Consider the following 14,746-nt stretch of genomic DNA (forward strand, 5'->3'; position numbering starts at 1 on the left):
CTTAGGTAATTTGGTTAAAAAATCATCATTATACGAACTATTTGAAATATTTAGTATAATACACATTTCGCATTATCCTATTTTTTATATTTGTCTAAATTAAACTAATCGCAGTAAAATGAAAGATTTATTAAAGAAATTTGAAAATAAGGAACCTGAGATCGTATTCAATTGGAAAGATTCTGAAACTGAAGCCGAAGGATGGACAGTAATTAATTCCCTTCGAGGTGGAGCTGCTGGTGGTGGTACCCGAATGCGAAAGGGTTTAGATGTAAACGAAGTTTTATCATTGGCAAAAACAATGGAAGTAAAATTTTCAGTTTCTGGACCTGCGATTGGTGGTGCTAAATCTGGTATTAATTTTGATCCAAACGATCCAAGAAAAAAAGGAGTTTTACAACGTTGGTACAAAGCAGTATCGCCATTACTAAAAAGTTATTATGGAACTGGTGGTGATTTAAATGTTGATGAAATTCACGAAGTAATTCCAATGACTGAAGAATGTGGTGTTTGGCATCCACAAGAAGGAGTTTTTAACGGTCACTTTAAACCTACGGAAGCTGATAAAATTAACCGAATTGGGCAATTACGCCAAGGAGTTATCAAAGTAATTGAAAATCCAAAGTTCTCACCTGATGTAACAAGAAAATATACTGTTGCTGATATGATTACTGGTTTTGGTGTTGCCCAAGCAGTACGCCATTTTTATTCTACTTATGGTGGCGATGTAAAAGGGAAGAAAGCAATCGTGCAAGGTTTTGGTAACGTAGGATCTGCTGCCGCTTTCTATTTGGCAGACATGGGAGTTAAAATTATCGGAATTATTGACAGAGATGGTGGATTAATCAAAGAAGAAGGTTTTTCTTTTGAAGAAATCAAAGCATTATTTTTAGCAAAAGATGGCAATAAACTTGTTGCTGATAATATGATTCCATTTGAAGAAATAAATGAAAAAATATGGACAATTGGAGCTGAAATTTTCACGCCTTGTGCAGCTTCTAGATTGGTAACTCAAAATCAAATTGATGCTTTAATTACTAATGGTCTTGAAGTAATTTCTTGTGGAGCAAATGTACCTTTTGCTGATAAAGAAATTTTCTTTGGTTCTATTATGGAACAAGTAGATAGCAAAGTGAGTTTAATTCCTGACTTTATCTCTAACTGCGGAATGGCTCGTGTTTTTGCCTATTTCATGGAAAAGAAAGTTCAAATGACTGATGAAGCTATTTTTAATGATACTTCGGATACTATAAAAAATGCAATACAAAAAGCACATGCTTTAAGTGCATCAAAAACAAATATCAGCGCAACAGCTTTTGAAATTGCACTGAAACAATTAGTATAATTTTTTTATACAATATTCTAAACGAATCAAACTAGTATTTCACCTGTTTGATTCGTTTTTTTATTTTTTATTCCCACATAAATTTAGCAGATCGAGCGAATAATATTTAACTCTTTAAATATTTGCAATGACACAATATAAATCTGCGTGTTAGAAACAGATACTAAAAACTAGCATTTCATAAAATCCGTCCCTGCCTTTGATTGTAAACAATTTTTAGTACTTTTAAACGTTTAAATTTAAAACTAATTTGATAAAAATATGGCAATCCCTATTGGCTTAATATCGAGACTACTAGGCAAAGCTAGTGATTCGTTTGCAAATGCTCCAGGCTCTGATAGAAAGAAATCAATCATTGTTTCTGTGCTTTTGTATGGGCTAATTGTACTTCTTTTATTCTTCATCCGTTTTTGGCCTCCTGCAAATGGTCTGAACGAATTAGCTGGCGGTGGTGGTGGAGGTGGCGTTACTGTAAACTTTGGCGATAGCGATTTGGGCTCAGGTGCAAATTACAAAAGTGAAGTTTTGGAGGTGAAAAACCATGCTAAACAAACTCCTGTAAAATCGACTCCTGAAGAAGCTATACTGTCACAAGAGAATTCGACCGAAGAGAGTGTTGTAATTCCTCAAAAAGAGAAAACAAAAAAACCTATAACAGTTACAAAACCGGACCCAAAACCTGTAGTCGAGAAACCTAAAGTTTCAAACACCACAAATGATGCATTATCAAGTATTTTAAAAGGCTCTAACAAAGGAGGCGATGGTGATGATAAAGTTGCTGGTAACAAAGGAAAATCAAACGGAAGCTTGAATTCTAATGGCTATTATGGAACTGGTGGTTCTGGCGGTGGAACTGGTGGAGGAAACGGAACTGGTAACGGAATAGGAACAGGAAGCGGATACGGCTCTGGAAGTGGAGGCGGATCAGGAAGCGGTTCTGGTGGCGGATCAGGTTATTCTCTTGGAAACAGAAAAGCATTATCTAAACCAGCTCCAAACTATACTTGTAATGAAGTTGGAAGAGTAGTTGTAGAAGTTTCTGTAGACAGAAACGGAAGAACCATAAGTGCAGTTGCAGGAATTAAAGGAACCACAAACACAGCAAAATGTTTATTGGATCAAGCCAAAATAGCTGCTATGAATACAAAATGGGCAGCTAGTAACGATGCTCCCGAAAAACAAGTTGGTAAAATTATCTACAATTTCGATTTGAATTAAAATAATAAGAAAATAAAAAAGGCTTTCAGATTTTACACTGAAAGCCTTTTTTATTTGTAGCCTTTACTTTTTTATTACTTAGGACTTGTTGCAATAACAAACTTAAGATTATTCCTCACTCCTATTTGAAGCACATCTACCAAATCTTGCACTTGTAGATTAAACGGAATCCTTACGACTACTGTTTGTTCTTTATCTGTACCTAATTTCGACATTAACGTTGTTTCTAACTCTTCAAAATCTACTGGCTGTTTATCGATATAGAATTTTTTATCTTCTGTAACTGATAAGCTTATAAATTGTTTGTTTGTTTTTTCGTTTGCTTTGGCTTTTGGTAATGTCATTTTTATAACATTAGGATTTGCCAATGTCGATATAATCAAGAAAAACAAAAGCAAGAAAAACATAATGTCACTTAGTGATGAAGTTGCCACCTCGGCATGAAATCTTCTTTTTCTTTTAATTGACATAGCTTATGATCTTTGAATAATATTTACAAACTCAAGAATTTGCTTCTGAATTTTTAATGCAAAATCATCGATTTTACCATTCAAAAGGTGGTATGCACTGTAAGCAATAATACCTACAATTAACCCTGAACCACTACTAATCATTTTTTCATATAATCCACCAGAAATATTACCAATACTAATATTTTCAGTAACCGAAATACTATAAAATATTTTGATAACTCCTGAAATAGTTCCAATAAAACCTAAAGTTGGTGCAATACCAGCAATAAGACCTAAATGTCCTAAACGTCTTTCCATCTCCCCTATTTCAATATCGGCAGCACGATCCATATTCGATTCAATTTCAGCAATTGGTCTTCCTATGACAAGTACACCTTCTTTAAGAATATTTCCTGCAGCTGTATCACTTCTCTCTACAATACTTCTGGCCATATCTAAATTACCTGAATTTAGATTTACACTAACATCCATCATTAATCTATTATCGATTTTAGAAGCTTTACTTATGTATAAATAACGTTCGATAATTACGTAAAAAGTGTAAAATAACAATATGGCAATTGGAATCAGGAAAACCCCTCCTTTTAAGATAAATCCTAAAACAGAAATCTCTGCATTTGGTGCAATTTTTTCGATAACTACGTTAGATGCGGCGTTTGCAATAGTATCCGCTTGTAATTGAATGAAGCTAAACATATATTAATTCTTGTTTTTAATAATTAATTCTAAAAAATATTCCAATTTTGCAATAAAGATACTTTTCGTTGTAATATTAAACTAAAAAAAACGGAAATTATTTCAATCAGCAACTATTTTACTCAAAATAAATGAACTATCAAGAAACTACAAACTGGATGTTTAATCAACTCCCGATGTACCAATTACAAGGAGCTTCGGCTTATAAAGAAGACTTAACTAACATTAAGCTGCTGGCTTCTCATCTTGATAATCCCGAAAATCAATTAAAATGCATTCATGTTGCCGGAACAAACGGAAAAGGTTCCACCTCGCATATGCTTGCTTCAGTATTACAAGAAGCAGGATATAAAGTTGGATTATATACTTCACCACATTTAAAAGACTTTCGAGAACGCATTAAAATTAATGGTAAAGAAATTTCAGAAGATTTTGTCTGCGAGTTTATAAGTAAACACAAATCTTTTTTTGAATCTAACGATATGAGTTTTTTCGAAATGTCAGTTGGTCTGGCTTTTGATTATTTTGCTACAGAAAAAGTAGACATTGCTATTATAGAAGTTGGTTTAGGCGGAAGATTAGATGCTACTAATATTATTACACCTTTAATTTCGGTAATTACCAATATCGATCTAGATCATACACAATTTTTAGGAACTACTCCAGCAGCAATTGCAGGTGAAAAAGCGGGAATAATAAAACCAAACGTTCCTGTTGTAATTGGAGAATACACTCCTGAAACACAGCCAGTTTTTTTAGCTAAAGCTATAGAAAACAATGCTCCAATTTATTTTGCTTCTGATTTGATTACCGAAGTTTACCCTTCGGACTTATTGGGAGATTACCAACAGCATAATAAAAAAACGGTACAGCAAACAATTCATATTTTAAATACTCTAAAGGAATTTAAAGTAACCAATGAAAATCTCAAAACTGGCTTACTAAATGTTTCAACCAATACTGGTCTACAAGGAAGATGGCAACAACTTGGTGCGGATCCAAAAATAATTTGCGATACCGCCCATAATAAACATGGCTTAGCAATTGTCATGAATCAGATTAAAAAAGAAACTTTCGACAACTTACATATTGTTCTTGGTGTTGTAAATGATAAAGATCTAGATTCGATCTTGCCATTATTTCCTAAACAAGCGCACTACTATTTCTGCAGTCCTAACTCCAGTCGTGGCTTAGCCACTTCTATTTTACAAGAAAATGCAAAAAAATACGATTTAATAGGTAAAACTTACGATTCAGTTTCTGAAGCTTTCTCAGCTGCAAAGGAAAAAGCTACTAAAAATGATTTCATTTATGCAGGCGGAAGTACATTTGTAGTAGCCGAGTTGCCTTTATCTGATGAAAAGAAATAAAAAAGTGAAACAAATTTGCAGCAAAAGAGAATAAACATTGAAATAATTGATTCTTTCATTAAAAATCAGTAATTCCAAACAACTAAATATCAAGAAGCTAAAAATTAAATACAAATTACCATTACATTTTCTTTAAAAATATTTTGGAGATACGAAAAACAGTTCTATATTTGCACTCGCAATCAGAAAATGATAGCAACCTAGTAAAATAGGGCGATTAGCTCAGCTGGTTCAGAGCACCTCGTTTACACCGAGGGGGTCGGGGGTTCGAACCCCTCATCGCCCACCAAGAAACTCCTTAAGAAATTAAGGAGTTTTTTTATGCCTTTTTTTGAAATATTTTGGATCAACACGAAACGGATCAATACGAAAACGGGATCAACACGAAAACCTGTGGAGCAGCAAAAATTAAGCATAAATATTGGTTAGTCTAAAAAGGAAGAATCTATATTTCTTACCTCTCTGAATACTAACATGAATACTTTTATTTCCGCATTGAAGAATTGTTTCTATATTAGTATAAAATAAAATCTGAATTAATAGCAAGATACAATGAATAAGTACTTACAGATTTACACAATGTTATTAATGCTTTTTCTCTACACCTCCTGTCAACAAAAACAAAAAGAGGGAAAAAAAATTATTATCAACTCCGAAACCAAAGGCGAAATTACCTCCCACGGACCTCAATGGATAAGTCGAACTATAATACAAGATAGAAAAAACAACATTTGGATTGCCTCATTTACTGGTGTTTTTCGGTACAATGGAAGGTCTTTTACCAATATTACAAGTAAAGTAATTCCCGCTCGCTTTTTTTCAGTTTTAGAAGATAAAAAAGGTAACTTTTGGCTAGGCACTATCGGCTCAGGCACTTATTATTACGATGGAAAATCCTTTCAAAATTTCACAACTAAAGAAGGCCTTCTTAATAATGAAGTAACCAGTATTTATGAAGACAGAAAAGGCAATATCTGGTTCGGTGTTTCTGGAGGAGTAAGTAGTTACGACGGAAAGTCCTTTCGGAATTTTATCATAGATGGGAATGAGATGAATGAGGACCAAACAGGAAAAACCTTTCCAAATAGACGTCCTTATGAAACCAATTCTATTATTGAAGACAAAAAGGGCAATTTTTGGTTTGCTACAAGAGGCAACACCTTTATCTATGATGGAAAAACATTTTCTATTTTTACCCATAACGACAAACCCTATAAAAATGTTCGTTCTATAATCGAAGATAAAAAAGGTAACATCTGGCTTGGCGGACCTGATGGTCTTTGGCGCTATGATGGCAGTGCGCATACTAATTTCACAAAGAATTTTGTCGGCCATATAATCGAAGATAAAAAAGGTAATATTTGGACTAATTCACAAAGAGATAATAGTCAAGTTTGGGCACTTTTTCGCTATGACGGAAACTCGTTGTCTGATAAAAAGCCTACTGTAACCGAAATTAAGTCAGGAGGAAAAGGGCTTTTTGGCATTTTAGAAACTCGTGATGGGAATATTTGGTTTGGATCGATGAATGGAGTACATCGTTATAACGGAAAGACCATCACAGACTTTAAAAGCAAAGATGGTCAGAAATAGCATTTTTAGTTTACTATTTTAAGATCGAAATGTGATACAACCAAAAACACACGTTTTCTAATTTTCTCAACTACAAATTCTAAGGCAGATCAAATAAAAAACATCCTACTTAATAAAAACACCTCTAAATTCCGCAAAAAAAAACAGTTCATGAATAGGCTCGTTTGAATCACCAAATACTTCATCAATATTTAAAAACCTTTTTACCTCTCAACTTTATTAGCCTTTAAAATATTTAATAATTCATCCATCTTCTTCGAATTCTCCCCAAAATCCGTTAAATTATTAAAATCTATAGTTAAAGATTTATTGTTATTAAAGTATATCTTTAATCTATCCGCAACACGCCCATCATACACTTTCCAACTTTTAACTTCAGATAAATTAATTGTTTGATTTTCTATTTTAGTGTATATAGGTTTTTTATCCCACTCAATTACAATTGCATCTTTTTCATTTTGAAAATCAATAACCAATGTACCTGTAGCCATATATCCTAATAAAATAACAAAAGTGAAATGAAAAATTAATACCCATAAATACGGAAGACCGAATCTTACAATTACCTCGACAAGTATCTGTATTAATATAAAAAGCACATACGACAATACTAAAAACGAAGTGCTTAAGGTTTTAATTTTCATTTATTAATTTAATTTTTATTGTTTTTTTTCGAACAGAAATAACCTACCGCACATTTACAAAACGCCTTTTATTCCAACTCGCACTAAAATAACCAAAAATTTCGGATTGTAATACTAATCATCAACTTTTGAAAATTAAAACAAGAACATACTCTTATTGCTCTCCTATAAAGATTTTACTCAACCCGCATACAGGAATAGGACTACAAATAGCTCACCTGAAATTATTTTTTCATCTCCTATTTCATTAAAACAATACTATGCGTCAAATGGTTGCAAGTACAAATTAAAAATTCATCTTATCAAAATTAAAAAAAATTTAGGATATCCAGAAAACAATCTTATATTTGCACTCGCAATCACAAAATGATAGCAACCTAGTAAAATAGGGCGATTAGCTCAGCTGGTTCAGAGCACCTCGTTTACACCGAGGGGGTCGGGGGTTCGAACCCCTCATCGCCCACAAAAAACTCCTTAAAATTAAGGAGTTTTTTTATGGCTTACCGAGTAACGACAGATTTCAAATCTGCTCTATCGGATATGGGGAGATACTCAAGCGGCCAACGAGGGCAGACTGTAAATCTGCTGTGTGAACTTCGCAGGTTCGAATCCTGCTCTCCCCACAAAAGGGAAAAAGAAGTGAAAAGGCAACTTTGTCAATCTTTTCAAAACCCGAAACATTAAAAAAACCTGCAAATCCAAGGATTCGCAGGTTTTTTGTTTTTAAAGCACTTTTCAATCTTTATAAAAACACTCAAAAATTTAACGACTTGTTTATTTGATGCTACAATTCTACATTTATTAATCTAAAAAGTTGAATTATTTTAGAAAGCAGCTTTGGGTTGGTTTTCTTTTTGAAAATCCCCCGCAATGACAGTAAAATTAGAGCAACCTATCTTAGTATAACTATAGATAGAGTTCCGAAAGAAACATTCTACCAAACGCAAATGGAATAGCGCCCGCTGGGACCAGAAAATCTAAAGAGCTATCGGTACAAAAGAAGCTGTGAGATCCCTTAATTTTTTTTAGATGCACTGATTTTAAAAGTCAATGAATACAAAACAGAGATTATGTTTAGCGGGAAACCAATAACTTCTGAAAAAGTTATGGATTACGTTCTTGGAAAAATTACACCAAGAGTGAAGCTACTATAATAGATAACTATTGCTCTTCAATCACGATAAAAGTTCCTTCTTTTTGAGTAGTTACTTCTCCAGCTATAAACGTTTTTCTACCATCCTCCGGACTTCTAGCCATAAGTGATAATTTTAGACCACTATTTCCCGTATATACATAACAAATAGGATAAGTCCCTACTCCTTTAGGTTCATTGAGAGAGTTTGACTCTACAGCTCCTAATGTCGACATATAAATCTTTGCTCCATCAATAAGAGGCTCAGAGGGAGTAATTTTAGTCCTTAAATAGGTGGCAACTGAACTTGTTCCTATTCCAACAACGGCTGTGATTCTAAAAGATTTCCCTGGGGCTAATTCGATAATAGCTTTATCAATATCATTAAGTTTCACTACATCATTATTAATACCTGAAATACTACTCCAAACCACTGGAGTATCAGTGGTTCCTATTAACTGTTCGGTAACTGATCGTTTTATTTGCACTATAGTTTTACCAGCAGCGACATTTAAATAACGGTCAATTTTATACCATTTTGCTTTTGTAGCATCGTAATAATAATATCCTTTTTCGACTACAAATTCAGTTTTTCTAGTTGTATCTTCAGCATTCAAAGGAAAATCTACAAAAACCATAATACCGTCATGACTACTTTGATATATTGGATCTTTAGACTTTAACTCGGTACCTGATATTTTGGGTATAATTAAACCGTCTGGAATTTCAATATTTAAATTATTTCCTATCTCTAATGCAACTCTTGGACTACGGGTATTCATACCTGTTTTTTGAGCATTAATACTCCAAGTAATTAACATTATTAATACATGAATAAATGTATTTTTTATCATCATTTTTTTTATTTATAATTCTTCTACTACCAAATAACTTGTGTAAAAAGGATCATCAGCCTCAGAACCTCCAAGTACAAATCCTCTATTCCCAGCCGAATGCCCGTATACTGGTGCATTTAATTTAATTGTCATTTCCTGATTTACAGTATTGATTACTGTTGTAGCATAAATAACTCCACCTTCTTGATATGCTTCACTAGTTGTTTCTATATAGCCCCAAGTACTTAACAGCAAGGGTACTGCTGTATGAGACTCAAATTTTGTTACCACATATCCAGGTTTTGTAGCCGATACAATACTTATCATTGCCGTAACACGAAACAAATGTCCCTTAGGAAAAATTAAAAGCGAAGGATCATTGGAATCAATTTTTATTTGACTTGACCCAGGTGTTCCTTCGATGGAATTCCAAGGCAAATAATTATTTGCAAAATTCGTATTGTTGTTATTGCTAGGATAATTAAGTTTAAATGTACCAGTTCTTGATACCTGCGCATAAATCAAATTAGAACTTTCAATTATATTATTATATTTTTTACCTATTGCCATCCAGGAATTTTGTACCTTATCGTAATAATAATATCCTTTACTATCTACCTGTAAAGTAGTTCCTATAGGATCAGAAGCAGGTTCGGTTACATATACAATTACTCCATCGTATTGAGAACTTACATCTGCAGCTAATTCATTACCTGTTATTTTCGGGAAAAGTACTCCAACCACTATATCTGGATTCGATTGCCTGTTGACCTGTAAAGAAGTCTTCGGAGATTGCACATTAATTCCTGTTTGCGATCTAACACTACTGATTAAAAAAAATAATAAGCCTACTATGATAATTCTTTTTTTCATATTATATCTCTTCTATTATTAAATAACAACCCGCCGTATTATGGGCTGCAGCACCAGCTATATTAGTTCTTACACCATTTTGCCTAGTAGCATCTACTTTTATAGTAGATCCCGATATCCCAGTATTTATAAGCATCATTGGTGAAATTGCCCCTCCACCATTAGAAGCTTGATAATTCGATGAACGAGCAAATCCAGGACTATTGGAATATACAATCCCTGTGCCACCAGCAACTAATTTAATACTACTGCTCAAGGTAGATGCAGTTTTCTTTTGTGAATCTGTTCCTGTACCATATCCAACAGGAATCATTCCTTGAACTTTTATAGTTCTATTAGCTGGTAAAGTGATCTCAGTTTGATTTCCACTTATAATTATAAGATTATTATTTGGACCTTCTTTTATCCCATCCCATATAATACTTTCGACATTACTACCCATTAATCTGGTGCTTTTTCTATTAACAACTACAAATATTTTATCGTCGCTAATAGCTGCCTTACCACTAAAAGTAGGAATCCATTGTTGTTTAGGAGTATTATGATAAACATACATCCCACGTTTAGTAACATCTTTTGTCTTTGAAGTAACTTTACTTTCAGAAACTGCCTCGGTAACAAAAATCATCGTACCATCCTGGTCTTTTCCATATTTTGAGTCTTTATTGGCTAAATCATTCCCTGTAATACTTGGTAACATAACACCATTCTCTGGAGATACATTGTTCCCTGCAACGATTTGTAATGTTACATTTGATGTTTGTAAATTAACACCTGTTTGAGCAAACATCGTAGTTGTTATTTGAAACAGGAAAACACAAAATAAAATACATGTTTTTTTCATATCTAAGTAAAATTATTAGTAACTAATGCATTTGCTTTCATAATGACTATTCCATTGCTTATTCTGTCAATGGTCGTAACCTAACTTTATTATAGTTCTAGGTTCTCTTGTCGTAATTATGGTATCGTCCATATTGAGAATGTCATTACCAGCATTAAAACATTAGCTTTTATTATTAATATTATGTTTAAGTAAATAATTTCTAGTTCATTTAAGATTTCTAGCCTATTACTAGAATAGTACTTTATTTTTTATGACTATTATTTTAATAATCCCTACTAGCTCGTGTTTTCTAGTTAAAATTACATTTATAAGCATATCATTTTCTAGCTATCATTTATGTTTAAAAATCAGCTCTGTTCTCCTTATAACTTGTAATGTTACCGATAGCTATCTCAGATTTTTTAGGGAAAAATTCTTAAAAAAGATATTGTAAAAATATAAAGCAATGGCATTTTTGAACTACCACATACAGCCATAAAAGGAGCATTAAAAGTCACACCCGACTACAGGATTTACTGATTATAATAATTTTTGCAAAAAAAATCCCGATTTACATACTGTAATCGGGAAAATATTTAAATCCTAAATAATCAATTTAGCTAAGCTATACAATTACGGTTTTAGGCAAAACACCATAATAATCTTTGTAAATAGAAGAAAAATAAGCTGTCTTTTTATAGCCTAACTCAAAAGCAACATCACTAATTAATTTAAACTTACCGCTTTCTAACAATTCTTTTGCAAGTAATAATTTTTCATTTTTAAAAAATAATGCCGGACTTATTCCGAATATGTCATTATATAGATTTTTATATTTTGCAGAAGACATATTGGCAATACTTGCAAGAAAATCTATTCCCGGAAAAGGAATAGAAAGATTGGATAATAAATGCTGCTGGCTAAGCATAATGGCATCTATATCTTTCTCTAGGTGCGTTCCCATATTGGGTATGTTGATGCTTAACCTTTCTATTAAATAACTTAACAAATTGAAAGCAGCTCCTTTTAATAAAAATTCATAATTGTGATTTCTAATACTTTGTTGCTTTAAACTATGTAACACCACTTTACTTCGACTATCGATATGACCATAAAAGAACATTTTCTTTTTTTTAACATCAAAAACATCTTTAAAATCTTTCTCAAATTCCGCATCACTAAAAAATGTTTTCATATACGATTTACGAATAAACAATCTTAAGGCAAAAAAGCGTTCCCCAACAATCGACAGATAAGTACTTCTGATTTTATTATCTACAATAGCAAAATTTAATTTAGACTTATATCCTGTTTTATGATTTACATCGGCTACAGTATGTTTACTAAAGCTTTCGCTCAAGTCATAATATACAATCCAGAAATCATCTTCAGATGGCATTCGCGTAATCCGAATGGGTATGTTTAAAACAGAATCGATAATAACCACCGATACATCGGGAAGGATTTCTAAAAAACAACTAGAACCACTAACTGTTTCTCTAGTAAAATACATATTTTTATCTTCTATTTTACCTCCTAAATCATCGACAAATTTTTGTCGCCATTCGGGCGTTAAAGAATAAATATGTTTAAATTCTGGAGTTGATTCGATCATAAGTAGGTTATAATAAATTTTGATATTCTTTAGGGGAAATTCCGTACATATCATTAAAGCGTTTTGCTAAATGAGAAATACTGACATAATTTAATTTATCTGACACTTCGCTTACTGTATATTGTCCGGTTTCTAATAATTCTTTGGCTCGTTTCAATTTATTGCTGTAAAAAAAAGAACCTGGGCTTAATCCGGAAATTTTAGTAAATATTTTTTTGTATTTAGAAGTTGACATAAATACTTGTTCTGCCAAAAAATCTACCCCTGGAAAAGCGCCATCGATAGATTCTAACAACATCGCTTTGGAAGCAATAATACTTTTTACATCCTCTCCCATTACTTTACTAATGATGATTTTTTTTGTTACTAATTGATTCAGATAATTACCAATTAGATTATACACAAGTCCTCTAAAATAGAATTCGAATAAAGGACTATCATAAGCTCTTTTTCTAAAATCATTTATCAAAATTGAACTCTCTATATTCATCCGATCCATACAGATAATCGTATTCTTTTCGGCATTAAAAACATCTTTTGGTAAAGATTTTAATTTTGGGATTTTGTGCATATATTCTTTTAATGCCGTTTTATCAATAAATATACATACAACATAGGTACCTGTTCCTTTATCTACAATATAATCCAAATCTAACTCACTATCAACAATTGATAAATTATAATCTTGTTTTCCTATTAATGTAGATTCATCATTGATAATAAAATTAACTTCATGATTCAGAATATAAAAATACACTCCTATAAAATGGCCAACATCATTTCGATATTCTAATAAAGCTTTCTCTTTATAAGTAACATCTATTAACATCGCTGATATTCTGCTATCCAAAAACGAAATAAAATGAGTGCCAGAATATAATGCATTATTACCTTTAATGAAATTTCCATCAATTGTACCGCCCATGGCTTCTGCTAATACGTCAATCCAGTTTAATTTTGTACCGTAACGATGCGTTATTGTTTTCATAGTGAGAGTTTAATATAAAAGTAATCGTAATCAATTATTTTAAAAAAAAGCTACAACGCATTTGTTATTATACTCTGTTTTAGAAAAGTAAATACTATATCAATACTTAAAATTTCATTAAACAAAAACGAAATGTAGTCTTTGGAATCATTACAAAATCACAAACCAAAACATAAATAACAATAATTCAAAACTTTTTACTAATAAAATTTTATTTTTTTACTGTTTTTTCTTTCAAAAGACACTGTCCCATTTTTATAGTTTCGTAACATACAATTACAAAACACATAACTAATACAAGATAAATCATTGTCTCTATTTATTATTGTTTTTGTCTACTGTAAACTATAATTAAAACATAATGAAGCTCTTAAGGCTTGCAATGAATTTAGAATTTCAAAGCTAAACAACTCCTATAAATCAATACATTAAAAGAAACACAATAAGATTCAATTTTGAAATAATGCAAAAATTATTATTATGCTGGGATTTCAAGTTATTGATAAAAATAATTTAATAATTGCAAAGAATAATTCCAAATAAAAACAATTATGCATCAAATAAAATTACATGTTTTTGCAAATAGTAATTATAACACTTATCAAAACAACACAAACAATTAAAAATGAATAAATTAAAGCTTAAAAATTGATTACTTAAATTTTTGTGGCAACATCCTGTCACAGTACCTTTTCAAAATTGACAAATGTAGCATAAGCAGGCTCTGGCGAGCTTAGGTTCGAATCCGGCTCCCCAAAAAAGAAAAAAAAGAGGCAACTTTCTCTATCTTTTCAATATCCGGAACATTAAAAAACCTGTAAATCGAAAGATTCACAGGTTTTTTGTTTTATAGCACTTTACCATCTTGCGAGCACAAATTTCAAATTCTATGCTATTGGGATATTTCTAGAAAATATACAATTTACAACAACATAAAAAAATTGCACAAAGTCTGATACATTAACACGACTTTTCATCAGGAACTCTTCGGTGAGCTAGGGTTATTTTTTATACAAATTAATAAATCATTTTAGTTAATCATTTCTTAATCCATTAAGAAAGTCATTAGTATTAACATAATTTCGTCCTATCAATTAGTATGAAATAGCCTATGTTTTAAAAATAACTAATTACCAT

Annotated in this window: 12 protein-coding genes and 3 tRNA genes; 7 read left to right on the forward strand and 8 right to left on the reverse strand. The window is 31.9% G+C overall.

Annotated features, from left to right (window positions below; genetic code table 11):
• Positions 1-118 precede the first annotated feature (118 nt).
• Both OIU80_RS03745 and OIU80_RS03750 read left to right on the forward strand, forming a co-directional pair.
• On the forward strand, positions 119-1,345 hold the full coding sequence (locus OIU80_RS03745; protein ID WP_264285715.1) for a Glu/Leu/Phe/Val dehydrogenase dimerization domain-containing protein: 1,227 nt from the start codon (positions 119-121) through the stop codon (positions 1,343-1,345).
• A gap of 261 nt (positions 1,346-1,606) precedes the next feature.
• On the forward strand, positions 1,607-2,563 hold the full coding sequence (locus OIU80_RS03750) for an energy transducer TonB (protein ID WP_264285716.1): 957 nt from the start codon (positions 1,607-1,609) through the stop codon (positions 2,561-2,563).
• 74 nt (positions 2,564-2,637) lie between these two features.
• Here OIU80_RS03750 and OIU80_RS03755 read toward each other — a convergent pair whose 3' ends face one another.
• Positions 2,638-3,033, reverse strand: coding sequence for an ExbD/TolR family protein (locus OIU80_RS03755; protein WP_264285717.1), 396 nt, complete (start codon positions 3,031-3,033; stop codon positions 2,638-2,640).
• A 3-nt stretch (positions 3,034-3,036) separates the two neighbouring features.
• On the reverse strand, positions 3,037-3,732 hold the full coding sequence (locus OIU80_RS03760) for a MotA/TolQ/ExbB proton channel family protein (protein ID WP_264285718.1): 696 nt from the start codon (positions 3,730-3,732) through the stop codon (positions 3,037-3,039).
• A gap of 131 nt (positions 3,733-3,863) precedes the next feature.
• On the opposite strand from OIU80_RS03760, the gene OIU80_RS03765 reads away from it, so the two are divergent.
• From OIU80_RS03765 to OIU80_RS03775, 3 genes are all read left to right on the forward strand, one after another.
• Complete coding sequence (locus tag OIU80_RS03765) at positions 3,864-5,102, forward strand: bifunctional folylpolyglutamate synthase/dihydrofolate synthase (RefSeq protein WP_264285719.1); 1,239 nt, start codon at positions 3,864-3,866, stop codon at positions 5,100-5,102.
• A gap of 211 nt (positions 5,103-5,313) precedes the next feature.
• Positions 5,314-5,391, forward strand: a tRNA-Val gene (locus OIU80_RS03770).
• A 263-nt stretch (positions 5,392-5,654) separates the two neighbouring features.
• On the forward strand, positions 5,655-6,695 hold the full coding sequence (locus OIU80_RS03775) for a ligand-binding sensor domain-containing protein (protein ID WP_264285720.1): 1,041 nt from the start codon (positions 5,655-5,657) through the stop codon (positions 6,693-6,695).
• Positions 6,696-6,898: 203 nt separating this feature from the next.
• Here OIU80_RS03775 and OIU80_RS03780 read toward each other — a convergent pair whose 3' ends face one another.
• A complete protein-coding gene (locus OIU80_RS03780) occupies positions 6,899-7,339 on the reverse strand; it encodes a hypothetical protein (protein WP_264285721.1) in 441 nt (146 codons plus the stop codon).
• A 388-nt stretch (positions 7,340-7,727) separates the two neighbouring features.
• On the opposite strand from OIU80_RS03780, the gene OIU80_RS03785 reads away from it, so the two are divergent.
• Positions 7,728-7,802: transfer RNA gene (locus OIU80_RS03785), tRNA-Val, on the forward strand.
• 79 nt (positions 7,803-7,881) lie between these two features.
• Positions 7,882-7,962, forward strand: a tRNA-Tyr gene (locus tag OIU80_RS03790).
• Positions 7,963-8,500: 538 nt separating this feature from the next.
• On the opposite strand, the gene OIU80_RS03795 is transcribed toward OIU80_RS03790, so the two are convergent.
• From OIU80_RS03795 to OIU80_RS03815, 5 genes are all read right to left on the reverse strand, one after another.
• On the reverse strand, positions 8,501-9,328 hold the full coding sequence (locus tag OIU80_RS03795; RefSeq protein WP_264285722.1) for a hypothetical protein: 828 nt from the start codon (positions 9,326-9,328) through the stop codon (positions 8,501-8,503).
• Between the two features lie 9 nt (positions 9,329-9,337).
• Positions 9,338-10,180, reverse strand: a complete 843-nt coding sequence (locus tag OIU80_RS03800) for a hypothetical protein (RefSeq protein ID WP_264285723.1) — start codon at positions 10,178-10,180, stop codon at positions 9,338-9,340.
• A gap of 1 nt (position 10,181) precedes the next feature.
• Positions 10,182-11,024, reverse strand: a complete 843-nt coding sequence (locus tag OIU80_RS03805; protein WP_264285724.1) for a hypothetical protein — start codon at positions 11,022-11,024, stop codon at positions 10,182-10,184.
• Between the two features lie 607 nt (positions 11,025-11,631).
• The gene (locus tag OIU80_RS03810; RefSeq protein ID WP_264285725.1) at positions 11,632-12,621 is read right to left on the reverse strand and encodes a helix-turn-helix domain-containing protein; all 990 of its coding nucleotides are present in this window, start codon (positions 12,619-12,621) and stop codon (positions 11,632-11,634) included.
• 7 nt (positions 12,622-12,628) lie between these two features.
• The gene (locus OIU80_RS03815; RefSeq protein ID WP_264285726.1) at positions 12,629-13,609 is read right to left on the reverse strand and encodes a helix-turn-helix transcriptional regulator; all 981 of its coding nucleotides are present in this window, start codon (positions 13,607-13,609) and stop codon (positions 12,629-12,631) included.
• Positions 13,610-14,746: the final 1,137 nt, after the last annotated feature.

Origin of the sequence: Flavobacterium frigoritolerans, from assembly GCF_025847275.1 — a bacterium.
Taxonomy (GTDB): Bacteria; Bacteroidota; Bacteroidia; order Flavobacteriales; family Flavobacteriaceae; genus Flavobacterium; species Flavobacterium frigoritolerans.